The organism is Vibrio sp. 2-Bac 85, from assembly GCF_037546705.1.
Taxonomy (GTDB): domain Bacteria; phylum Pseudomonadota; class Gammaproteobacteria; order Enterobacterales; family Psychromonadaceae; genus Psychromonas.
Window position 1 is genome coordinate 26,094 of the sequence record NZ_JALAAB010000005.1, and the last position, 24,812, is coordinate 50,905.

Below are 24,812 nucleotides of genomic sequence, written 5' to 3' on the forward strand. Positions count from 1 at the left end.
TTGAAATGGATCCAGTAACAGCTTTTATTGCAGCATATTTAACGACTGCAACAAATCAAGTGAATCAGCAGGTTTCAGATATTTATGGAACAGCAATAAAAACTGAATTCATCAAATACGAGGGAATGAATATCTCGTTTCAGTATCAAATGTGGAGAATAAAACATAACACGGTTTGTTCATCGTATAATCAAAAAATGGCTGTTTATTCCCAGTGTACAATTAAAGCTAAAGTGCTTTTTAATTCACTTTGCAAAGAACTTTCTGAACGTAAAGATTCTCATTGGAAAGCTAAAAAAATTAAGAATATGTTTTGTACTGCAGGTGTCGCTTATAAACCTGTCATTGCTAAAATTTCTAATCCTAAAGAGTTGTCAGAATCCCGAGCGAATGAGAAGAAATGTAACTTATTAATCTTAAAAACAATGAACAATAGAAATAAAGATTTAATTGCTGAAAAGAAATTAGTTTGTGGAAAAAATAAATAGATTTAAGGTAAGTTGAACTGGTCTAAATTAAGCTATTAATTTAGACCAGTTGATTTTGTTAAATCACTTAGTGAAGTAGAAAAATAGCTCGTAGAAGCTCTTCCCGACTGAAAAGCTTTAATGTTTCTTATATCCGATTGGTTATTACCCATAGGAGTAAACGGACAAGTTCAATTTCAAAGATGGGGTACTATTCCTGAGACGATTTTGCAGGGTAGCTAAGATTAAGTAAATCTTGTCTACATTTTTAATGTTGGTGTTGATTTTACTAGGAACATATTATTGGTGACCAGTTCATTCTTTCGATGCAAAAGCAGTTATGTTGCCCTCATTTCATTAAGGCCATATTTTCCAAATTTTTTTATTGTCAATACGAATATTATAAAAAAACAGAGCTTTCTATCTTATTATATTACGGTGATTATAGAATCCGATCAGCATTGTATTACTTTTATTGTGTTGCTTACTGCAGCTATTGAAAATGAAAGGTCCATTAGAATAGAAACTGTCGTTTTTACTTTTTTAAAATAACGATATTTTGATTAAGTCGCATTGAGGTTAAATAGTTTAATTTTTGCTTACATTGCGGTTTGTCTTACTTTCTCACTTAAATTTCCTCCAAAATACTGTATAACAGTGCTTTTCTGCCAATGTTGATTTTTTGTCTATTTAGGAGTTGTTGTGGAAGTTACTTTATTGTTGTTGCAACAGCTTAGTGTTTACTTGGTGATCACTTATTTGCTGAGTAAAACCCCGCTTTTTATGCCGATGCTTTTCATCTCTGGGCGTAACTCTCACCGTATCGCGTGTTATTTATTGTTCAGTACGTTTTGTATTTTAGGCACTTACTTTAGTTTGTCGATTGAGAATGCGTTGGCTAATACGCGTGCTATTGGTGCGGTAATGGGTGGCTTGATGGGCGGCCCTGTTGTTGGTCTGGCGGTAGGGCTCACAGGTGGTTTGCATCGTTATTCGATGGGTGGTTTTACCGATGTCGCTTGTATGATTTCAACAACCTGTGAAGGGTTGATTGGTGGATTACTGCATCTTTATTATTTACGTAAAGGGTGCATAGAGAAAATTTTTAGGCCGCTGACTGCTATGGCGATCACTCTGTTTGCTGAAATAGTGCAGATGTTGATTATTCTTATTGTTGCGGAGCCTTTTGATAAAGCTTTGTTGTTGGTGCAATCGATTGCGTTACCGATGATTATTGCAAACTCAGTGGGGGCGGCTTTGTTTATGAGCATCATTCAAGATAGAAAAGCGATTTTTGAGAAGAACTATAATGCGTTTTCTAATAAGGCGTTACGTATTGCGCAGCTTTCAGTTGGGGTGTTCCGCAATGGTTTTGATGCTAAAAGTTGTCAGAAGATTGCTAATATTATTCACCAAGAGACGGGTGTTGGCGCGGTATCTATCACTGATAGAGAAAAGATTTTAGCTTTTATTGGTGTGGGGGATGATCATCATCTATGTGGTACGGTGATCTCCTCTGACTATACTTTACAGGCGATTAAAAGTGGCGAAATGACTTATGCCGATGGCTATTCTACGGCTTACCAGTGTTCTATTCATGAAGATTGTAAGTTAGGTTCGGTATTGGTGATCCCGTTATTAGAGGCAGATGGACGTGTATTGGGTACGGTTAAGTTGTATGAGCCTAAGCAGAAGATGTTTTCGACGTTAAATCGTAGTTTGGGTGAGGGCTTGGCTAAGCTTATCTCTAATCAAATTTTATTAGGGCGATATATTCAGCAAAAGAATTTATTGAATCAATCTGAAATTCGTTTGTTACAAGCGCAGGTTAATCCTCATTTTTTGTTTAATACGTTAAATACAATCAGTGCAGTGACAAGAAAAGATCCTCAGAAAGCGCGTGAGTTAATTCAGCATTTATCGCACTTTTTTAGAAGTAATTTAAAGCAAAATATTGATCAAGTAACGGTTAAGGAAGAGTTAGAGCACGTGCATGCTTATCTTGAGATTGAGCTTGCGCGTTTTGCTGACCGTTTGAGTGTGCGAGAGAATATTGCCGATGAATTGTTATCACTTAAAATCCCTACTTTTACTTTACAGCCACTGATTGAGAATGCCATTAAACATGGTACGTCGACGTTAATTGGTAAAGGGGAGTTGGATATTAATGGTTATTTGCTGGAGCAAGGTAAGGAAACGTTAGTGGTGTTGGAGGTGATTGATAATGCCGGAAACTATAAAACGCCAACTAATATGAATAGCAAAGGGTTAGGGTTGCAGATTGTTGATAAACGTATCAAAAATGAATACGGACAGCGTTATGGATTAACGATGACCTGCGAAACGGGTGTATATAGTAAGGCGACTATCCTTATCCCTCTGCAAAAACGAAAGGAAGCATGATGTTAAAAGCAATTATCATTGACGATGAGCTGTATGCGCGTGAAGAGCTTAACGAGTTATTAGTTGAAACGAATCAAGTACAAGTGATTGAGCAGTGCAGTAATGCTATTGAAGGGTTAAAGGCGATTAATTGTTTGAAACCTGATGTGGTGTTTTTGGATATACATATGCCGCAAATTAGTGGTTTAGAGTTATTGAGCATGCTTGACCAAGAGACGATGCCGAAGGTGGTATTTGTGACTGCCTATGATGAGTATGCGGTGAAAGCTTTTGAAGATAATGCTTTTGATTATTTGCTTAAACCGGTTGAGAGTTGCCGTTTATTAAAAACCTTAAAGCGGATCAATGCAGAAAGGTCTGAGGTGCCTAATTATGAGCCGATTATTAATAATAAGCTAGAGTTGATCCCTTGCTCAGGGTTTAATCGTATTTTGTTACTCACGCCCAATGAGATTGAAATTGCGATGTCTGAGCAAACTGGTGTACATCTGTTAACTGAAAAAGATAAGTTTACGGCGAGTTTGTCTTTGAAGGTGTTAGAAGAGAAAACTGATTTGATTCGTTGTCATCGTCAGTATTTGATTAACCCGACCTGTATTCGTGAGATCAAGTTATTAGATAATGGCTCTGCGGATATTGTAACTAAGTCTGGCCATCATGCCCCTGTTAGCCGTCGTTATTTGAAAGTTATTAAAGATCGTTTTGGCTTGCTGTAAATCAACTAACCTGTGCTGCTAATTCCCTAGGAACAGCGGCAAGGATCACACTTTTGTTATGCTCCCAACCCACGTTATTGCTCGATTAGCTTGTTATTCTTTGAGTTTAAGTTAGCAGTAGAAACCACTTAATTTCGATATTAACCGTTTAAATGTGTATTTGACCACTTAAGTAATCAACTACTGTTATTTAACAGCGGAAGATTATAGTGCCAGCATCAAATTAACTCATTTAAAAGGAATTTAATCATGCTTTGGTTTCTCTTTTGTTTAGCACTGCTCATTGGCGGTTACTTTATTTACGGTAGCTTTGTTGAAAAAGTTTTTGGCGTTAAAAAACAACGTCAGACACCTGCCTATGAAAAACAAGATGGCGTAGATTATGTTGCTATGTCGACTCCTAAAGTTTACTTAGTACAACTGCTTAACATTGCCGGTGTTGGCCCAATCTTTGGTCCTATCATGGGGGCGTTATACGGTCCTGCTGCGATGTTGTGGATTGTATTAGGTTGTATCTTTGCTGGTGGCGTGCATGATTATTTCTCTGGTATGTTATCAGTGCGTAATGGTGGGGCATCGGTTCCTTCTATTACTGGTAAATACTTAGGTAACAATGCGAAACACTTTATGAATGTGTTTGCATTGGTACTTTTACTGTTGGTTGGGGTTGTTTTTGTTTCGGCACCTGCTGGCATGTTAACTAATTTAATCAATGACCAAACGGATATGACGGTATCGTTAATGACGATGGTTGCGATTATTTTTGCTTACTATGTTGTGGCGACAATTGTTCCGGTTGATAAAATCATTGGTCGTTTTTACCCATTCTTTGGTGCGTTATTAATCTTTATGTCTGTTGGCTTAATTGTTGCCGTGTCAGTCTCTGCCGATCATACTTTATTAGGTGATTATGAGATGGGCCAGATGTTCACGAATATGAACCCAAATGACCTTCCATTATGGCCTGCATTGTTTATCACTATTGCTTGTGGTGCGATTTCTGGTTTCCATGCGACACAATCTCCTTTAATGGCGCGTTGTATTGAAAATGAAGAGAATGGCCGTTTTGTATTTTACGGTGCAATGATTGGTGAAGGTGTGATTGCGCTTATCTGGTGTGCGCTTGCTTTATCATTCTTTGGTTCTGTTGAAGCGTTATCTGAAGTGGTTGCAACGGGTGGTCCTGGTGCTGTGGTATACGGCGCGTCGTTTGGTTTATTAGGTGTGTTTGGTGGTATCTTAGCTTTCTTAGGTGTGGTTATTTTACCGATTACGTCTGGTGATACTGCTTTCCGTTCAAGCCGTTTGATCTTAGCTGAATACTTTAATATGGAACAAAAAACGATGCGTAATCGTTTGTTCATGGCATTACCTTTGTTCATTTTAGGTGCGATTCTAACGCAAGTAGACTTTGGTATTATCTGGCGCTACTTTGGTTTCGCTAACCAAACAACTGCTGTGATGATGTTATGGACGGCAACTGCTTACTTAGCACGTCATAACAAGTTCCATTGGATTGCGACAGTCCCAGCTATGTTTATGACTGCTGTGGTTATTACCTTTATCTTAAACAATTCAACATTAGGTTTTGGATTGGCGATGCAAACATCAACGGTGATTGGTATTTTATCAACTGTTGCGATTACGGTTTATGTATTAACTAAAGCGAAACGTGAGTTGTTTGTTAATGCAAAAGGTAAGGCTGTTGATGATGATGGTGTTGAAGTAGAAGTTTTAGCACAAAAGAGTTAAATCCCTCTTAACTGATGTGCTAAGCCCTCTTTAAACGAGGGCTTTTTTGTATCTGGTGTTTTATTTGAGGGGGAGGTTTTTACGTGTGTTTTGCGAAGCTATTTATTTGCTAGTTTTCTCGTTGTAAATGCTCGGCGTGGGAATGTGGTTTTGGTTTGAATATAGCTGAGTATGGTTTGATGTTTTAGCTCGTCTGCGCTCTACGGGGCGGTTTGAACATTATTAGCAGTGGTTTCGCTCTGTCGGCGAGTCACCTTCTGGCTCCTCATGCACATTATGGGAATGTGATTTTTTGTTTGAATATAGCTGAGTATGGTTTGATGTTTTAGCTCGTCTTCGCTCGGCGGGTCGGTTTGATCATTATTAGCAGTGTTTTCGCCCTGTCGGCGACACTACTTTCTTTTATCAGAAAAGAAAGTATGCAAAGAAACTGACACCGAGTCGTTTTCTGATCCAAGTAATCAATCCCTTTTTTAACGCACCAGCTCATACAGCACATCCATGTGCTGAATGAGCTTAAGCCAAACGTCCTGTTTGGCTTTGTTAAAAGGAATCGATGACTTGGGAAAACTTTACGGTGGGGTTGATCGTCCACAGAGAGTGATGGTTTTTTGATGACCGTATTGAACTAAATATTGGTGATCCTTTTTGATTTAAAATGAAAGGCTAGTAATGAATGCTTTGAGTTTTAGTTCGTCTGCGCTCGTCGTGGTTGCTGGTATTGATTAACAGCATTTTCTCCCTGTCGGCGACACGTCTTTCTCTTATCAGAATAGAAAGGCTGCAAAGAGACTGACACCGAGTCGTTTTCTTATCCAAGTATTCAATTCCTTTTTTAACGCACCAGCTAATACAGCACACCCCTGTGCTGAATGAGCTTAAGCCAAACGTCCTGTTTGGCTTTGCTAAAAGTAATAGATGACTTGGGAAAACTTTACGGTGGGGTTGTTGACGCCACGTTGATTGACCTAGTTTGTTAATTGAAATGGATTGATCAATTGATAGGCTTCTGCAAGTAACTAAAGCGGCAAAGAGACTGACACCGAGTCGTTTTCTGATCCAATCTAAACCGATATTTTAAACGCATCATGTCAGGATGGCCGTCCGTGGCCATTCTGAAATTATCGCAAACGTCCTGTTTGCAATTGCTAAAATGTCGATTTAGCTTGGGAAAACTTTACGGTGGGGTTGTCGCAGCCACGTTGATTGACCTAGTTTGTGAATTTAAATGGATTAATTAATTGATAGGCTTTTGCAAGTAATTGCATTTACATTGCTTTAAGTTTGTTTTTGAAGCTTTGTCGCTCGGCTTGGCTATTTGTATTTAGTTAAATATGGTTTTAAGTTTTAGCTCGTCTGCGCTCGACATGGCTGTTTGATATTTATTAACTTTGGTTTCGCCCTGTCGGCGACATGTCTTTCTCTTATCAGAAGAGAAAGGCGGCAAAGAGACTGACACCGGGGCGTTTTCTGCTCCAAGTAATCAATCCCTTTTTTAACGCATCAGCTCATACAGCACATCCATGTGCTGAATGAGTTTAAGTCAAACGTCCTGTTTAGCTTTGCTAAAAGGAATGGATGACTTGGGAAAACTTTACGGTGAGATTGTTCGTCCACAATGGGTGATGGTTTTGTTGTTGCTGTATTGGACTAAAGGTTGGTGATCCTTTTTTATTAAAAATCAAAGGCGGAGCAATAAATGCTTTAAGTTATGTGGCTCGTCTATGCTCGTCGGGGCAACTTGATTGTTAATAGCAGTGGTTTCGCCCTGTCGGCGACACGTCTTTCTCTTATCAGAAGAGAAAGGCGGCAAAGAGACTGACACCGGCTCGTTTTCTGCTCCAATCTAAAGCGTCATTTTAAACGCACCATGTCAGGATGGCCGTCCGTGGCCATTCTGACATTATCGCAAACGTCCTGTTTGCGATTGCTAAAATGTCGATTTAGCTTGGGAAAACTTTACGGTGGGGGTGTTCGTCCACAGTGAATAATAGCTTTGTTGTTGAAGTGTTGGATATTGAGCGGTGAGCTCACTACGGATTAATTGCCCATTAATACAAAACATTGAAAACGGTACCATTAATCTCGTTCTACATATTTTGTGAGGGAATGTATTGTTTGATGAATTGGATTATTGTTGTTCTACATACTTTTGATGAAGGCGTTGCGATATAAGTTGGTTTGTATTGTTGCAAACAAAAAGGGCTAACTGGTTCGCACCTGTTAGCCCTTTAGGAATGACAATGCTATGGGATAGCAGTGTCTGAAGTCAGTATTATTCTTCGTCGTAATCGTAGTCTAATTCTTCATCATCAGCTTCTAGTGCGCGTGCACGAGCCTCTTCTCTTTTTGCTAAGAATTTTTCATTTGCTGCTTCTTTAGCGGCTGCTGCTTTTTCTGCTTGTGCATTACGTTCTGAACGACGTTCTGATTTACGTGCGTTAGCTTGCTTTTGTTTCTCTAAAAAGCCAGCTAACTCAGCCGTTGCCCATTCAATGGCCAAGGCTTCAGATGCAAAACCATCTTGTTGTTTTGAAACACTGCTTCTACGAGCACTAACACGACGGGTGATTTCTGCACTCCAGGTATTAGCGTCCTGTTTGATTGTGTAATCGAACTTTTTTTGTTGGGTCATGAGCTATTCCTAGTTTAGACTTGTGGTTATTTTAGGCGCGCGATAGTAACACAGATTAGTTACAATCATCACCGCTTATTTGTTGTTAATTTTTGCCCATTCAAATCCATCATTACTTTTTATCACTGATGGCTTTTTCACTTCTTTTGGCGCGGGTTCTTGTTGCTTTTTATCTTGTGTCGCTAAGATACTGCGTATTAGCTTAGACGTTTCAGGATGTTTGCTACAAAAGGTTTTTAAATATAAAATCTCAACACGGCTTCTCGCCCAAGGTGTTTGACGTAAAAATTTAAGGCAAGATTTTTGAGTCGGGTTATTTAAAAAGCATTTTATCCCTAATTTTTCACCCATCTCTTTCCAGGAATGTTTAGTCTGTAAATCAGTGAGTATTTGAGCTAATTTGATGCCGTATAAAGGGTCATTTGTTTGCATGTGTCATTATCTTATTTATATCGCGTGATTGAGTATGAAGCTTATAGCGTGTCAGCTTACAGCAACTTGAAATTAATGTTTACTTAAATGAAAAGATGGTGCAACTTTTAGTGCATTAGTAACGCTTTTTTAATGCGAATTAGTTCACAATAGGGCGATGAAAACATATGATAGCGCTGAAACTGATAGCAAGAGGTAGTGATGGCTTATATTCCAAGTAATTATAAAAGTTTAGAACACGATTATCGTGATAAAGCATTAAAGTTGTTTCCCTGGGTTTGTGGGAAGTGTACTCGCGAGTTTGTGTATTCAAATCTTAAAGAGTTGACGGTACACCATATGGACCACGATCACAGTAACAATCCTGCTGATGGCAGTAACTGGGAATTGTTGTGTATTTACTGTCATGACCATGAGCATGATAAATATACTCAGGCAGATTTATACGGTAGTCATGTGGAAGCGGGCGATGAAAATGTAGCAACAGCAACTTATAACCCATTTGCTGATCTACTCTCCAAAATGAACAAATAAACGCTCACTTTATTTCAAATCATACAATGGTTATTTTTTGATTATTGTATGATTACTTTTCCCCTGAAAATTTTTTCTAGCCTCTCCTGTATCGACCTTACCCATATCTCTTTGTTATTAATCACACAAATCGTTATTTTGTATTTGAACTATTTATTGGTTTTTTTGCATATTTATTCACTCTGGCTATATATTTTATAAAATTTGGCTATTTACTTTTGTTTTTGTAGTGATATTTTGTTTCGCCTAATTAACACCTTGTTTACATAATTTGATGTAAGTATCTGATGCTATTAAATAAAATTAAGGAAAATATATGCAGGAAGTAGTAGATTTTTTGAACGGTATTATATGGAGCCCTGCGCTCATTTATTTATGTTTAGCGGCGGGATTATTTTATTCAATTCAAACTCGATTTGTGCAAGTTCGATTCTTTAAAGAGATGTACACGTTACTGTTATCAGGAAAAACTTCTTCAAAGGGTATTTCCTCTTTCCAAGCTTTGTCGGTTTCATTATCTGGCCGCGTGGGTACGGGTAATATTGCGGGTGTTGCGGCCGCGATTGGTTTTGGTGGACCTGGCGCTGTATTTTGGATGTGGGTAGTAGCTTTTTTAGGCGCTGCAACGGCTTACATTGAATCAACGTTGGCACAAATCTACAAAGAAGTGGATCAAGGTGAGTATCGTGGTGGTCCAGCTTATTATCTTGAAAAAGTAACTGGTCAGCGTTGGTATGCGGTTATTTTTGCTATTGCTACTATTGCTGCCTGTGGTTTTTTATTACCGGGTATCCAATCTAACAGTATCGGAAATGGTGTTGAAGTCGCATTTGGTACTGGCATGATGATTGAAACGGGTTTAGGTGTGTTCAGTGAAGCTAAAATAATGACCGGTATGGGCATTGTTTTGATGCTTGGTTTTATTATTTTTGGTGGTGTTAAACGTATCGCTAACTTTACTCAAGTTGTTGTGCCATTTATGGCATTAGCTTACGTATTAGTGGTTTTTGTTATTATCGCGTTAAACATCTCTCAATTACCTGATGTATTTATGATGATTATTGGTGATGCATTCAGCCCAATGGCGGGTGTTGGTGCAGCTATTGGTTGGGGTGTTAAACGTGGTGTTTACTCGAATGAAGCTGGTCAAGGTACGGGCCCACATGCTGCCGCTGCTGCTGAAGTTGAGCATCCTGCACAGCAAGGTTTAGTACAAGCTTTTTCTGTATACATTGATACGTTATTGGTTTGTTCAGCTACTGCATTTGTTATTTTAATTACCGGCGCATATAACGTTCACGGCATTGGCGATACATTCTTAATACAAAATGTTGCAACTGAAATAGCGGCAAATGGCCCTGGGTTTACACAATTGGCCGTTGAGCGTGTTTTACCGGGTATTGGTAAACCGTTTATTGCTTTTGCGTTGTTCTTTTTCTCTTTCACTACTATTTTGGCTTACTACTATATTGCTGAAACGAATGTGGCTTACCTTCGTCGTACATTAAAATTACCTGATTTTACTTTCCTATTAAAAGTGGCTTTAATTTCTGCAACTTTTTACGGTACGGTGAAAACGGCTAATCTTGCATGGGGTTTAGGTGATGTTGGCGTTGGTCTAATGGCATGGTTGAATATTTCAGGCCTATTAATTATCTTCTTTATGGGCAGACCTGCTATTAAAGCGTTAAAAGATTACGAGCAACAACATAAGCTACAACCAGAATCGTACACATTTGATCCGCTTAAATTAGGTATTAAAGATGCGACTTTTTGGGAAAATAGATTTTCAAAGAACCAAAACAAGTAATCTTGATAGATTAACCTATCGAGTATAGCTAACTTAGGTTCAATCAATTGAATCGTAAAACCGCCATTTTATTAGATAAAATGGCGGTTTTTTATTTTCTGCATTACGTTGATCTCTGAACCTAAGTCAGTATATTAAGCGCTAACTTTTTATTAAATAATATGACAACAGGATAACCATCATATGACTACTAAAGCACATCAAGTTGAATTAGAAGCAGCAGCATTTCGTCGTTTATTAGCACATTTAGATAGCCGTAAAGATGTACAAAATATTGAGTTGATGAATACGTCTGGTTTTTGCCGTAATTGTTTGTCTAAATGGATGTTAGCAGAAGCTAAAGAGCGCGATATTGAGATGACTGACGATCAAGCTCGTGAGCATATCTACGGCATGCCATACAGTGAATGGAAGGCGAATCACCAATTACCAGCAACACCTGAGCAAATGGCTAAGTTTGAAGCTTTAAACGCTAAAAAGTAGATTTTTAAGTTAAGGTCAAAATGATTAACCTCGAAGGGGTGAAAAGGTTAAAATTAAAATCAAAAGCTAAAAACGTTTAACCACGAAGGCACGAAGGCACGAAGGGTGAAGAAGGTTGGGTTAAAACCTTAATCGCTATATCTAACGTTCGTCTCTGCTCGTTGATGCCTCTTGATGTTTATTCACAGCGTATTTCGCCCTGACGGCGATCTTCTTTCTCTTATCAGAAGAGAAAGAAGCAAAGAGACTGACACCGAGCATTTTCTTATCTAAACCCACCCCTTATTTTTAACGTACCGGCTCTTACGGTACATCCCTGTACCGAACGAACCTAAGACAAACGTCCTGTTTGTCTTTACTAAAATAAGCGGTTGATTTAGGAAAATTTAACGGTGGCCCCTGGTGTCAGACTAGCTGTTATCGTGTTTGGGTAAGGATATTTGTGGATAATAGTTTTTTCTTTAAAATCAAAATCAAGAGCTGTTAACCACGAAGGCACGAAGGGTGGAGAAGGTAAGGTCAAAACCTTTTAAAGTAATCAACAAATTCAATCTTTATACATTTATTGTCTTAGGGTTATATCTTATCTTTGCTGTTTTATCTTTTCTTCGTGCTCTCTGTGCAGCGGAGCGGCTTCGTGGTTGCTTTTGGTTTTTAAGGTCAAAAGCGCTTGACCACGAAGGCACGAAGGGTGAAGAAGGTAAGATCAAAACCTTTTAAAGAATAAAAAACTTACATCTTTTATATCCATTACTTTGAGGTTGTATCTTATTTTTGCTGTTTTAGCCTTTCTTCGTGCTCTCTGTGCAGCGGAGCGGCTTCGTGGTTGCTTTGGTTTTAAGATCAAAGTCAATAGCTGTTAACCACGAAGGCACGAAGGGTGGAGAAGGTAAGGTCAAAACCTTCTAAAGAATAAAAAAATTATGCTTTTTATATCCATTCCTTTAAGGTTTTAGCTTTTCTTCGTGCAGCACAGCGGCTTCGTGGTTGCTTGTGTCTTTATAGCTATATTTCGTTTTCTCGGTCTAACAGTAACTGCCACAATGCTTCGTAATTGAGCATGTTGAGGTGTTTTCTGGTCTGGTTATGGCGCAGCTTATCTTCCGTATTATTATAAGGGCCTGTTGCACACAATTCGCAATAGGCTTCACCTTTATATACCGCTGCACTTAGTTCTTGTTTTAAAGGGTGTTGTTTATTATCACTCCAGACATAAGTAATGCCTTTAGTATCTTTAACATGTTTATCTCGGTCTACGTTGCGCACTTTATAACCTGGGAAAGCATCAATATCGAAGTTATGCCAGCCTAAGTATTCAACATCAGTATTTCTGTGCAATGCGTTCTCGATGTTCCACTCTTTATAGGGTTTTACATCTTTAGAGGTTATGTAGCATAAACGAGCACCATTAGGATCTAAAAAATGTTCAAAAGAATGAATCAAAAACGTCCGTAATAATTGACGATTTAACGTATTGATATGTACTTCTTTACACTTTTCTTGGAATTCTTGATGCGATTTAAAAGCAGGGATAAGCGGGAATTGAAAAATAACCACATCAAAATGATGCTTTTTTAGTGCGCCCCATGAGCTTGGTTCCATCACATCGAAGCCACATAAAACAGGGCATTTTTGTTGTAATAGAGTGTCATAATCATTGACCGCATATTTTGCTAATAAGGTCTCGCTAGCATCAAATACGGTGGCCGTTAAACTTGATGGCTGGTGGTGTGTTAATAATGAGGCAGAAAATGATAGATCACCGTCACCCACTGTTAATACGCGCCATTCTTTATTAATGATCATGTTTTATTCCTATCTGAAAAATCGCGCGCAGTATAACAAATAGAACGCTGAATACTTATTTTTTACGCTTAAATGGAACGGTTTTGGTAGTCTGAATGTCGAGGTCATTGGTGTGGCTGAATTTTACTTAGTAGTTACCTATTAGCAACGTTGTGCCATCTATTAACGGCTTTATGGTTGCGGTTGGTAAACTGAAGATATCGATTTGTGTTATTCACGGATAACCTAAAGCGATAACACTAAAACAGGCTAAATAAATGTATCTAATCAGCCTGTTTTGCGTTTCGGAGTATTATTTTGATTGTTATGCGTCAGAACTTGTTAATAGAGCATCAAACTTGTCGTTGCCACGTAAATTCTCAAAGTCATCTTCCTCGGCTGCTAATTCTCTTAGTGCGGAGCGGCCCTCTATGGCTTTTTCTAAATCGCTGATTGCTTGATCTTCAACTCCTAAACAAGCATAGGCACAGGCTCGTTGGTAAAATGCATCTTGGTTTTTATCATCCATGTCTAACACTCGGTTACAAATACTTAATGCCCAATGGAACTCTTTCATTTCCATTGCTGCATCGGCTTTAGAGGTAAGCGCTTCTAAGTCACCGGGTCTGATTTTTAAAATCGCATCATAGGCTGACATTTTTTGCTCAGGCGTTTGGCTTTTTTGAGCACGTAACCATAGATTGTGTATTTCATTTATTTTTTCAATTTCAATGTGGTTATCTGCAATGCGTAATGTTTTTCTGCGTAACTCTTTCTCTAATCGTTGAAACTTTTCTTCATAGGATTCTGCAATCATTTTAATTTGAGTATTTGCTTTCTTGGTGGTGTTAACGCGGATCTCATGTAATGATTTCCAGCCAAATAAAGCAACTAATGATGCGACACCGGCAATAACATAGAAGAAAAAGTTAACGGTTTGTTCTGCATAACTTAATGATTTATCTGCAACATTTAATTCTCTATCGGTAATTTCAATGGTGAGGCGACGTTCTAAATCTTGTAAATCATGTCGAGTGGCTTTTAGCTCATCAAGAATATAGCGTTCGACCAAGGCTTTTTCAGAAAAGCTAGGGGTTGCGGTATTATTGGTTTTTGATGCGACGGCAGCCAATGATTGCTCTTGTATTTCATTCACAGAGGCTTCATCTACTGATTTTACGTCCGCCCAGCTAACAGTTGAAATGATGCTGCAGAATGACAGTAACAGTGCTTTTCTTGACATGATTTCTTATTCCTTTGGATCTCTTTAAGTAATCTGAAAGTATGACCTATGTCTATATTTTTACAATAGCCAAGGGTAACATTTATCTTGAATTTACGATTAATTACGGGTTGAATAGCTAACCCATTCCTATAGTGAGAATCAACAATGCAAGAGCCTGAAAATAATCAACAAAAGTGGCTATCTGGTTTTATGAAAGAAACCTTCAAAGAGCAAAAAAGAACCCGTCGTTGGGGGATATTTTTTAAACTGTTAACTTTTACCTATTTATTTGTCGCACTTTTTTTATTTATGAATACGGGAGTGTTGGATAAAGAGAAGAAGAATCAACAACCTCATACCGCGATGGTGGTGGTGAATGGTGTTATTGCTGCTGATGAAGAAGCCAACGCTAATAATATTGCGAGTGCCTTAAGAGCGGCTTTTAAAAATGAACAATCAAAAGCGGTAATGTTAGTGATTAATAGTCCCGGCGGTAGTCCAGTGCAATCCGGTTATGTTAACGATGAAATAAAACGCTTACGTGGCATTTATCCTGATAAAAAATTATATGCTGTGATTGCCGAGTTAGGTGCGTCGGGTGGTTATTACATGGCGGTAGCGGCCGACCAAATTTATGCTGATAAATCTAGTTTAGTGGGTTCTATTGGTGTGACTGCATCGAGTTTTGGATTTGTTGATTTGATGGAGAAAGTGGGCGTTGAACGTCGTCATTATACTTCTGGTGAACATAAAGCATTTTTGGACCCTTTTTCACCGGCTAAAGCGGAGGAAGCTGAGTTCTGGCAAGGGGTGTTAGACAGTACCCATAAACAGTTTATTAAAGTAGTTGAAGAAGGCCGTGGCGATCGTTTAGTTAAGGATAATAAAGATCTTTATTCTGGTTTGATCTGGAATGGTGAACAAGCTTTAGCATTAGGTTTGATTGATGGTTTAGGTAGCCCTGGTTATGTTGCAAGAGAAGTGATTAAAGCGGAAGAGATTGTTGATTATTCATTTAAGGAATCAAAATTAGAAAGCTTTACTAAAAGCCTTGGTTTATCAATCGGTGAAGGTTTAGGGGAGTTGCTTAGCACATCAAGCGGTTCGCTAACGTTAAGGTAAAGTGATTTTTAAACATAAAGCTAAAAGTGGCAAGGTTAAAATAAAAAGCGATTAACCACGAAGGCACGAAGGGTAAAGAAGGTAAGATCAAAATTTTTGTGACTCATTAAATTGATTGATTTTGGTTGTTATCTAACTTTCGTCTTTGCTCGTTGAGGCATCTTGATGTTTATTTACAGCGTATTTCGCCCTGACGGCGATCTTCTTTCTCTTATCAGAAGAGAAAGAAGCAAAGAGACTGACACCGAGCATTTTCTTATCTAACCCAATAGTTTATTTTAACCGTACCAGCTCTTACGACACATCCCTGTGCTGAACGAGCTTAAGACAAACGTCCTGTTTGTCTTTACTAAAATAAACTGTTGGCTTAGGAAAATTTAACGGTGGGATGTCCTTGCCGCCGTTGCGCTAGGGTGCTTTGCAGATAATAGTTTCTTTGTTTAAAGTCAAAAGCGACAAGCGTTTAACCACGAAGGCACGAAGGATAAAGAAGGTAAGATTTAAGTCCGTTAGTTTTTTGGCCTTTATTTTTTAGCTTTTCTTCGTGTTCTCTGTGCAGCGGAGCGGCTTCGTGGTTGCTTTGGTTTTAAGATCAAAGCGAAAATAAAAAGCGGTTAACCACGAAGGCACGAAGGGTGGAGAAGGTCAGATCAAAACCTTTATGAGTAATCAAAAAACTCAATCTTTATACATTTATTGTCTTAGGGGTTTATCTTATCTTTGCTGTTTTATCTTTTCTTCGTGTGCACTGTGCAGCGGAGCGGCTTCGTGGTTGCTTTGGTTTTAAGATCAAAATCAAAAGCTGTTAACCACGAAGGCACGAAGGGTGAAGAAGGTAAGATCGAAACCTTTTAAAGAATAAAAAAACTTACATCTTTTATATCCATTACTTTGAGGTTGTATCTTATCTTTGCTGTTTTAGCCTTTTTTCATGCTCTCTGTGCAGCGCAGCGGCTTCGTGGTTTCTTTGGTTTTTAAGGTCAAAAGCGGTTAACCACGAAGGCTCGAAGGGTGAAGAAGGTAAGGTCAAAACCATTTAAAGAATAAAAACCTTATGCTTTTTATATCCATTGCTTTGAGGTTGTATCTTATCTTTGCTGTTCTAGCTTTTCTTCGTGTGCTCTGTGCAGCGTAGAGGCTTTGTGGTTGCTTGAGTCTTTTGAATCTAAATCAAGCAACCGCTTACTTATTTAATCAATGGCTTTTAGAGTGGCTTTTAATAGTGACCAGTAATTATCTACTGAGGCTATGTGTACTTTCTCATCGGGGCTGTGTGGGAATTTAATCGTCGGACCAAATGAAATCATATCCCAGTGCGGGTATTTGTCGCTGAATAAACCACATTCTAATCCTGCGTGTATGACCATTGTTTTAGGCTTTTTATCAAATAAGCGTTGATACTCGTTCTCCATGGTTTTATATATTGTCGATTGCTTATTGGGTGTCCAACCTGGGTAATTTCCTTCCTTTGCTACACGAGCATTGAACTGTTGAAAATGCTCTGCCATTAAATCGGCTTGATGTTGCTTGTCAGCTTCTACTTGTGAACGAACTAATACTTGAATGGCAAAATGATTCACCGCACCGGTTTTTTGTGTGATCACGCCTAAGTTACTTGACGTTTCTACTACATTAGGAAAGTTATCATCCATCGCAAATACGCCGTTTCTACAGGTCAGTAATGCTTTTAGTAAATTTTCATGACTACTGTGTGTTAAAACTGAACTCGGTAATGCGCAAGATTTAATACTAAGTGTAAAATTACTCTCACTTTCTTTGAATTTATCATTAAGTTTAATTTTTAAGGTACTGATTACTGTATCAATACTATTTTGATATTGCTGATCACAAACTATTACTGCGGTCGCTTCACGAGGAATCGCATTACGTAAGCTACCGCCGGAAAATGAAGAGATTAAAAAGGGTGCTGCGTCTAAGTCATCAAGTATCGATGCTAATTCTTTAATCGCATTGGCACGGCCTAAATTGATATCTACGCCGGAATGGCCGCCTTTAAATCCTGAAATAGTGATTTCATAGGCGCTGTCTGCACTATCTGGTTCCATTTTTTCAAAGGGGAGCAATACGTTAACATTTACTCCGCCTGCACAGCCCACGTATAATTCACCTTCTTGCTCTGAATCGGTGTTGATTAAAATTTTTCCGTTCAATACGCCTGCTTCTAAACCAAATGCACCGGTCATGCCTGTTTCTTCATCGGTGGTGATCAATACTTCAATAGGACCATGTTCGAGGCTGTCATCATCTAAAACAGCTAAACAAGAGGCCATACCTACGCCATTGTCTGCGCCTAAAGTTGTATTGTCTGCACGTAACCATTCTCCATCTACAATTGGAATGATTGGATCGGTTAAAAAATCATGCACTTTATCATTATTTTTTTGCGGCACCATATCTAGGTGACATTGTAGGATTACAGGGGTTTTGTCTTCAAACCCTTTAGAAGCTGATTTTTTAAGTATTAAATTGCCTATTTTGTCCATTTCACAGTCAATATTTTTTGATTGTGCCCAATTAGTAATCCAATCAGTTAATTGCTTTTCATGCTTAGAAGGATGAGGGATTTCGCATATTTTTTCAAAGAATGACCAGACTGGTGCAGCGTGATGTGATTGTAATTGTTGCATAAATAGACCTTTTACCACTTTAAAGAAGAATAACCTCAGTTTTACTTAGTTTGATTTTCAATCAATTTACGTTACAATAACATTGATCTAAATCAATTTATCTATTTTAAGTTAAGGAAGTTACCGTGTCAGAAGAAAATTTTAAAGACCCATATAGCCTACGTCATTTTCTTGGTTTATTGGTTGTGTTTTTGATCCCAACCTTGCCAGCTACTTTAACTTTAATTAAAGTACTGTCTTAAAAATCAAACGGTTATTGATTGATTAAACTATATTCAGTAACCGTTATTTCCCCTCAACGCTACTCTTCTTTATCTCCACTGTCATTAATTTCTAGCTGTTCAAGCACTAAAATAAACGAAACTTGATCTCCGTAACTTTTCTAGCATTTGCTAACATATTTATAGTGATAAATGAATTGAGATTTATGTAATTTTTTTTATAAAAAATTAAAAATTAAATGGCCAACGTCACAGAAGATCTATAAAATACGCGGAATTTGCCAAATTTTACTATTTTCTGGTGAAAAAATGCTCTGCATGGCCTCACTCAGATTATATAAATTTTTATTTATTTGCTATTCATGGAGGTTAACTTGAGTCATTCTGCCATACTGGTATTGGAAGATGGGACTGTTTTTAAAGGCGTATCAATTGGCGCTCATGGGAGTTCTGTTGGTGAGGTTGTTTTCAACACGTCAATGACAGGCTACCAAGAAATTCTGACTGATCCATCCTATGCACGACAAATCGTTACACTCACTTACCCCCACATCGGCAACACCGGCACTAACGACGAAGACGAAGAATCCCCATCAATTCATGCATGTGGTCTTGTTATTCGTGATTTACCTCTTCTAGCAAGCAACTTCCGTAGTCAAGCATCTTTAAGCGAATACTTAACCACACGTAATGTAGTGGGTATTGCTGATATCGATACACGTAAACTAACGCGTATTTTACGTGAAAAGGGCGCGCAAGCAGGTTGTATCATTGCTGGTGAAAATATCGATGAAGCTGCTGCACTGGCACAAGCTAAAGCTTTCCCTGGCTTAAAAGGGATGGACTTAGCTAAAGAAGTGACAACTGCAGAATCATTTGAATGGTCACAAGGTAGCTGGACGTTAACAGGCGGTTTACCAGAGCCGAAAACAGATTGTAAATACCATATTGTTGCCTATGACTATGGTGTTAAACGTAATATTTTACGTATGTTAGCTGACCGCGATTGTAAGTTAACCGTGGTACCTGCACAAACACCTGCATCTGAAGTGTTAGCAATGAATCCAGACGGTATCTTCTTATCTAATGGCCCTGGTGACCCAGAACCATGTACTTACGCGATTGAAGCAATCCAAGAAATTCTGAAAACTGATATTCCAGTATTTGGTATCTGTTTAGGGCATCAATTACTTGCATTAGCAAGTGGTGCAAAAACTGTGAAAATGAAATTTGGTCATCACGGTGCTAACCATCCTGTGAAAGATTTAGAACGTGATGTTGTTATGATCACTGCACAAAATCATGGTTTTGCGGCTGATGCAGCAACGTTACCGGCAAATTTACGTGCGACGCATGTGTCATTGTTTGATGGCTCATTACAAGGTATTCATCGTACTGATAAAGCGGCATTTAGTTTCCAAGGTCATCCGGAAGCGAGCCCTGGCCCACATGATGCAGCGCCTTTATTTGATCACTTTATTGAATTGATTGAACAGTACAAAAACGCTTAGTTAATCAGAACACTTGTTTTCGAATACATAGAACAGATATTAAAGGTAATTCAGATGCCAAAACGTAATGACTTAAAAACTATCCTCATCATTGGTGCTGGACCGATTGTTATCGGTCAAGCCTGTGAGTTTGATTACTCAGGTGCACAAGCTTGTAAAGCGTTAAAAGAAGAAGGTTACCGTGTTGTCTTGGTAAACTCTAACCCTGCAACCATCATGACTGATCCAGAAATGGCCGATGCTACTTATATCGAACCCATTCACTGGCAAGTCGTTGAAAAAATTATCGCTAAAGAGCGTCCATGTGCAGTATTACCAACAATGGGTGGCCAAACGGCACTTAACTGTGCATTAGAGCTTGAAGAAAAAGGTATTTTAGCGAAATACAATGTTGAGATGATTGGCGCTACAGCGGATGCGATTGATAAAGCTGAAGACCGTAGTCGTTTTGATACAGCAATGAAGAAAATTGGGCTTGAATGTCCACGTGCTGGTATCGCACATACAATGGAAGAAGCTTACGGTGTATTAGACATGGTTGGTTTCCCTTGTATTATTCGTCCATCATTTACGATGGGTGGAACGGGCGGCGGTATCGCGTATAACCAAGAAGAGTTTGATGATATTTGTTCAAACGGTTTAGACCTTTCTCCAACAAGTGAATTATTGATCGATGAATCATTAATCGGTTGGAAAGAGTATGAAATGGAAGTGGTTCGCGACAAAAATGATAACTGTATCATTGTTTGTGCGATTGAAAACTTTGACCCAATGGGGATTCATACGGGTGACTCAATTACCGTTGCACCAGCGCAAACACTAACAGATAAAGAATACCAATTAATGCGTAATGCTTCTTTAGCAGTTTTACGTGAGATTGGTGTTGAAACTGGCGGTTCCAACGTACAGTTTGGTATTAACCCTGCCGATGGCCGTATGGTACTGATTGAGATGAACCCACGTGTATCACGTTCATCTGCTTTAGCATCAAAAGCAACGGGTTTCCCAATTGCTAAAATCGCTGCAAAACTTGCGATTGGTTACACACTTGATGAATTGCAAAATGATATTACTGGCGGTAAAACACCAGCATCATTTGAACCAACAATCGATTACGTTGTAACTAAGATCCCTCGTTTTAACTTTGAGAAGTTTGCTAACTCAAACGATCGTTTAACGACACAAATGAAATCAGTTGGTGAAGTCATGGCGATTGGCCGTAACCAACAAGAATCATTACAAAAAGCACTTCGTGGTTTAGAAGTTGGCGCTGATGGTTTCAGCCCAATGGTTGATTTAAACGATGCTGGCGCAAAAGACAAAGTATTATACGAACTACGTGAAGCTGGTGCTGAGCGTATTTGGTACATCGGTGATGCATTCCGTTTAGGTATGACGATGGAAGAAATTCATAATATCACCATGATCGATAATTGGTTCCTAGTTCAAATCGAAGATTTAATCCTTGAGGAGAAAAAACTAGCTGAAGGTGGTTTACGTTCTTTAGATGCTGACACATTACGTAAACTAAAACGTAAAGGTTTTGCCGATAGCCGTATCGCTTCTGTAATTGGCTCATCTGAAACTGAAGTACGTAAATTGCGTGAGAAGTTTAATCTACATCCAGTTTACAAACGTGTTGATACCTGTGCTGCAGAGTTTTCATCTGATACTGCTTATATGTATTCAACATACGATGAAGAGTGTGAAGCTAACCCAACTGATAATGAAAAAATCATGATCATTGGTGGTGGTCCTAACCGTATCGGTCAAGGTATTGAATTTGATTACTGTTGTGTACATGCTGCGATGGCAATGCGTGCAGACGGCTACGAAACGATTATGGTTAACTGTAATCCAGAGACAGTTTCAACGGATTACGATACCTCTGACCGTTTATACTTTGAATCAATCACCCTTGAAGATGTACTTGAAATCGTACGTGTTGAAAAACCGAAAGGTGTTATTGTGCAATACGGTGGTCAAACACCACTTAAATTAGCACGCGCACTTGAAGCCGCTGGCGTACCAATCATCGGTACTTCACCTGAAGCGATTGACCGCGCAGAAGACCGCGAACGTTTCCAACAAGTGGTAGAGCGTTTAGGCCTTAAACAACCTGAAAACGATACAGTTACAACACTTGAACAAGCTGTTACTTCAGCAACACGTATTGGTTATCCATTAGTTGTACGTCCTTCTTATGTATTAGGTGGTCGTGCGATGGAAATCGTCTATGACGAAACTGATTTACGTCGTTACTTTAAAGAAGCTGTGAGTGTTTCTAACGAATCTCCTGTTCTTCTTGACCGTTTCCTAGATGATGCAATTGAAGTTGATATCGATGCAATCTGTGACGGTACTGATGTTGTTATCGGTGGCATCATGGAGCATATTGAACAAGCGGGTGTCCACTCTGGTGACTCTGCATGTTCATTACCGGCTTATACATTAAGTGTTGAAATTCAAGATGAAATGCGTGGTTACATTAAAGCCTTAGCATTAGAGCTAGGTGTTGTTGGTTTAATGAACACGCAGCTTGCTGTTAAAGATAACGAAGTTTACATGATTGAAGTAAACCCTCGTGCTGCACGTACCGTTCCATTTGTATCTAAAGCGACTGGTGTGCCAATTGCTAAAATCGGTGCAAGTGTGATGGCGGGTAAAACACTGAAAGAACTTGGTATTACTGAGGAAGTTATTCCACCGTATTACTCTGTTAAAGAAGTAGTATTACCGTTTAACAAATTCCCAGGCTCAGATCCAATCCTAGGCCCAGAAATGCGTTCTACCGGTGAAGTGATGGGTGCAGGAGCAACCTTTGCTGAAGCGTATGCAAAAGCTGAACTTGGTTCAACTAAAGAAGTGCCTGAAATTGGCCGCGCATTAATCTCTGTACGAAACAGCGATAAAAAGCGTGTTGCTAAACTTGCGCAAACAATGTTGGACTTAGGTTTCGAGCTAGATGCAACGCACGGCACCATGATCGTGTTACAAGATGCAGGTATCAATGCTCGCCTTGTGAATAAAGTAAGCGAAGGTCGTCCGCACATTCTTGACCGTGTTAAAAACAGTGAATATAAATACATTGTGAACACAACAGAAGGGCGTATTTCTATTGAAGATTCGCGTCAGCTACGTCGTGCAGCATTACGTTACAAAGTAAACTACACTACAACGCTAAACGGTGCATTTGCAACTTGCCGCGCTCATACTGCTGACCCAACAGCACCAGAAGCAACAGTAAGTTCAGTACAAGAGCTACATAAACAAATTAATGGTTAATTATTTATTTGATAATTAATAATCTAGTTTAAATAGCTAACAAGAAGCCACTCAATTGAGTGGCTTTTTTTGGTTATTAGTAAGTGATTTACTCAAATTACTTACTAATAACCAAAATAAATACCTACAAATTTCCCTTCTGATAAGCAAGATATAAATTCAATAAACTAGAGATTTGTCATAATTTTTGCTGTATTTTATTTGTTTGTATGTGACCTATTATTGATATTTTGGCCGATTTTGTTGATAAAAGAGAATAAAAGCCTAGGTTAAATTTATGGAGTGTTGTAGAACAGTTTTTAGATAGATAAATACATTTTGGTCTATTTTGAAGAAACTTATGTATATATCAGCTAAACAAAGGTCGATGAATTTGGCTATGTTTAAAGTTGGAGAGTGTATGAAAGTGTTCTTAATTTTTATTTTATTAACATGCATTAGTTCATGCTCTGTCATCAAAGTATCTTCAAATGATGACGTTAACATTACTCGAAAATTTGGGTTTGTTAATGTGATTAATGCCCCTAATGAAGGTATGTATACCGAACATTATTTTCTAGGTATTGGATTAGTAGATAGTGATTTTGTAATCGGCTATCAAAATGCCAAAAAATTAAGTCTGCCAAAAGACGCCTGCGCTATCTTCATCGATAACAAGTCCAAGATTAAAAGCTCCACTTTACATTACCTTAAAAAAATTAATTGCACCTTTATCTATCTAAACGAGGAGTAAATTATGAACATAAAACTATGTACTTTGATCACTTTTTCATATGTCAGCCTTATGGGGTGTTCGCTGGGGCAGGATAGTGTTTTATTTGTAACTAAAACATCGGTAGCTATCGATATAGATACAAACCCACTTACTTTTGATGTTGGTTATGGTCGATATGAGGGAAGTATTGCGCCAGTCGCTGAAGATGGTCAAATACTTCCTTTATTGGCTAGCGTTAACGCAGAAAGCACTATAAGTTCTGATGTTTTTGGTGCAGGAGTTAGTCAAAATTTTGGAGTTGGTAATGCAGCTGTCATCATGAGTCAGTATTTAGGTACGGACTCGAATCCAATCGAGAATAAATCAGATAATTTTTCTCAACTTATTGATAAACCTGCCAGCATAAAAGGCACGATAAACGACAATACTAAACGTTACTTTTTTGGCACCAAAACAACTCTGGGTTTTACTACTAGCTTTGCACCTGAAAGAGGCTACACGCCAGACAGTATTTCACTTGGGTATAAGCGAAAAGAACTTGCCTATGTGCCAATTAAGCAAAATGGGGAGGAAATATCAATTCCATCAATGATAGCTACAACCGGTACTTCTGCGAATGCGGACATAAATAATTCAGGCTTCTCAATCAGTCAGTTTTATGCAACGGGTAAAGCAGCGAGTTATTTAGCTGCAAATCCTACCATTAGAAATTCTGTTATTACTAAAATTATTGGTGACGATGAAATTGATAAAAAATTTGCAGAAGCACGGATAAAAGCAGAAGAAAAAACTATTGCTGAAATTAACGCACAACGGAAATTAGGGAAGGAAGTTTCATTAAAGGCTAACAATATCATTGATAATTTTTCTACTGTTCAACAATTAGACAGTGCACTTAAAACAATGATTGAAATGGGGATTGCTCAGTCCGATGAAAAATTCGGTGATAATATGTCCTTAGTCGAGAAAAAATCACTTTTAAAAAAACAAACTGTATCTCTTGGTGATAAATCAAAAATTGTAAAAATCGAGAAATGGATATCTAATAACAGTTAATTAAAGGGGGTC

The 24,812-nt window shown here is 38.5% G+C and carries 18 protein-coding genes; 13 read left to right on the top strand and 5 right to left on the bottom strand.

The genetic code is table 11. From position 1 onward, the window contains the following. Positions 1-5: 5 nt before the first annotated feature. The 5 genes from MT390_RS07170 to MT390_RS07190 all read left to right on the top strand — a co-directional run bounded on the left by MT390_RS07170 (position 6) and on the right by MT390_RS07190 (position 7,002). Positions 6-488, top strand: coding sequence for a hypothetical protein (locus MT390_RS07170; RefSeq protein ID WP_499440385.1), 483 nt, complete (start codon positions 6-8; stop codon positions 486-488). A gap of 681 nt (positions 489-1,169) precedes the next feature. Next, entirely contained in the window at positions 1,170-2,870 is a 1,701-nt protein-coding gene (locus MT390_RS07175; RefSeq protein WP_166370434.1) for a LytS/YhcK type 5TM receptor domain-containing protein, read from the top strand. Continuing rightward, the gene (btsR, locus tag MT390_RS07180) at positions 2,870-3,586 is read left to right on the top strand and encodes a two-component system response regulator BtsR (RefSeq protein ID WP_499440563.1); all 717 of its coding nucleotides are present in this window, start codon (positions 2,870-2,872) and stop codon (positions 3,584-3,586) included. The genes MT390_RS07175 and btsR overlap by 1 nt, the downstream gene beginning before the upstream one ends. Positions 3,587-3,835: 249 nt before the next feature. Beyond that, a complete protein-coding gene (locus tag MT390_RS07185) occupies positions 3,836-5,338 on the top strand; it encodes a carbon starvation CstA family protein (protein WP_166370430.1) in 1,503 nt (500 codons plus the stop codon). 1,532 nt (positions 5,339-6,870) lie between these two features. Continuing rightward, entirely contained in the window at positions 6,871-7,002 is a 132-nt protein-coding gene (locus tag MT390_RS07190) for a hypothetical protein (RefSeq protein ID WP_499440386.1), read from the top strand. Positions 7,003-7,613: 611 nt separating this feature from the next. Here the strand turns inward: MT390_RS07190 and MT390_RS07195 are convergent. Both MT390_RS07195 and MT390_RS07200 read right to left on the bottom strand, forming a co-directional pair. Beyond that, the gene (locus MT390_RS07195; RefSeq protein ID WP_499440387.1) at positions 7,614-7,973 is read right to left on the bottom strand and encodes a DUF3622 domain-containing protein; all 360 of its coding nucleotides are present in this window, start codon (positions 7,971-7,973) and stop codon (positions 7,614-7,616) included. Positions 7,974-8,048: 75 nt separating this feature from the next. Next, a complete protein-coding gene (locus MT390_RS07200) occupies positions 8,049-8,405 on the bottom strand; it encodes a VF530 family protein (protein WP_499440389.1) in 357 nt (118 codons plus the stop codon). Between the two features lie 201 nt (positions 8,406-8,606). Between MT390_RS07200 and MT390_RS07205 the strand changes: the two genes are divergently transcribed. From MT390_RS07205 to MT390_RS07215, 3 genes are all read left to right on the top strand, one after another. Then, positions 8,607-8,939, top strand: coding sequence for a YajD family HNH nuclease (locus MT390_RS07205; protein WP_166370424.1), 333 nt, complete (start codon positions 8,607-8,609; stop codon positions 8,937-8,939). Positions 8,940-9,255: 316 nt separating this feature from the next. Further along, positions 9,256-10,749, top strand: coding sequence for an alanine/glycine:cation symporter family protein (locus MT390_RS07210; RefSeq protein WP_499440391.1), 1,494 nt, complete (start codon positions 9,256-9,258; stop codon positions 10,747-10,749). A 183-nt stretch (positions 10,750-10,932) separates the two neighbouring features. Continuing rightward, a complete protein-coding gene (locus MT390_RS07215) occupies positions 10,933-11,232 on the top strand; it encodes a DUF1244 domain-containing protein (protein ID WP_499440393.1) in 300 nt (99 codons plus the stop codon). A gap of 1,005 nt (positions 11,233-12,237) precedes the next feature. On the opposite strand, the gene MT390_RS07220 is transcribed toward MT390_RS07215, so the two are convergent. Then, the gene (locus MT390_RS07220) at positions 12,238-13,038 is read right to left on the bottom strand and encodes a class I SAM-dependent methyltransferase (protein WP_499440395.1); all 801 of its coding nucleotides are present in this window, start codon (positions 13,036-13,038) and stop codon (positions 12,238-12,240) included. 304 nt (positions 13,039-13,342) lie between these two features. Continuing rightward, positions 13,343-14,260 (bottom strand): tetratricopeptide repeat protein, encoded by a 918-nt coding sequence (locus MT390_RS07225; RefSeq protein WP_166370416.1) that lies wholly within the window; start codon positions 14,258-14,260, stop codon positions 13,343-13,345. Positions 14,261-14,407: 147 nt separating this feature from the next. Between MT390_RS07225 and MT390_RS07230 the strand changes: the two genes are divergently transcribed. After that, the gene (locus tag MT390_RS07230; protein WP_166370414.1) at positions 14,408-15,364 is read left to right on the top strand and encodes a S49 family peptidase; all 957 of its coding nucleotides are present in this window, start codon (positions 14,408-14,410) and stop codon (positions 15,362-15,364) included. 1,190 nt (positions 15,365-16,554) lie between these two features. On the opposite strand, the gene MT390_RS07235 is transcribed toward MT390_RS07230, so the two are convergent. Next, positions 16,555-18,012, bottom strand: coding sequence for an aminoacyl-histidine dipeptidase (locus tag MT390_RS07235; RefSeq protein ID WP_499440397.1), 1,458 nt, complete (start codon positions 18,010-18,012; stop codon positions 16,555-16,557). Between the two features lie 595 nt (positions 18,013-18,607). Here MT390_RS07235 and carA point away from each other — a divergent pair. From carA to MT390_RS07255, 4 genes are all read left to right on the top strand, one after another. Beyond that, a complete protein-coding gene (carA, locus tag MT390_RS07240; RefSeq protein ID WP_499440398.1) occupies positions 18,608-19,744 on the top strand; it encodes a glutamine-hydrolyzing carbamoyl-phosphate synthase small subunit in 1,137 nt (378 codons plus the stop codon). A gap of 54 nt (positions 19,745-19,798) precedes the next feature. Beyond that, positions 19,799-23,029, top strand: coding sequence for a carbamoyl-phosphate synthase large subunit (carB, locus tag MT390_RS07245; RefSeq protein ID WP_499440399.1), 3,231 nt, complete (start codon positions 19,799-19,801; stop codon positions 23,027-23,029). A gap of 400 nt (positions 23,030-23,429) precedes the next feature. Beyond that, a complete protein-coding gene (locus MT390_RS07250; protein ID WP_499440400.1) occupies positions 23,430-23,762 on the top strand; it encodes a hypothetical protein in 333 nt (110 codons plus the stop codon). A gap of 3 nt (positions 23,763-23,765) precedes the next feature. Further along, positions 23,766-24,800 (top strand): hypothetical protein, encoded by a 1,035-nt coding sequence (locus MT390_RS07255; RefSeq protein ID WP_499440401.1) that lies wholly within the window; start codon positions 23,766-23,768, stop codon positions 24,798-24,800. Positions 24,801-24,812: the final 12 nt, after the last annotated feature.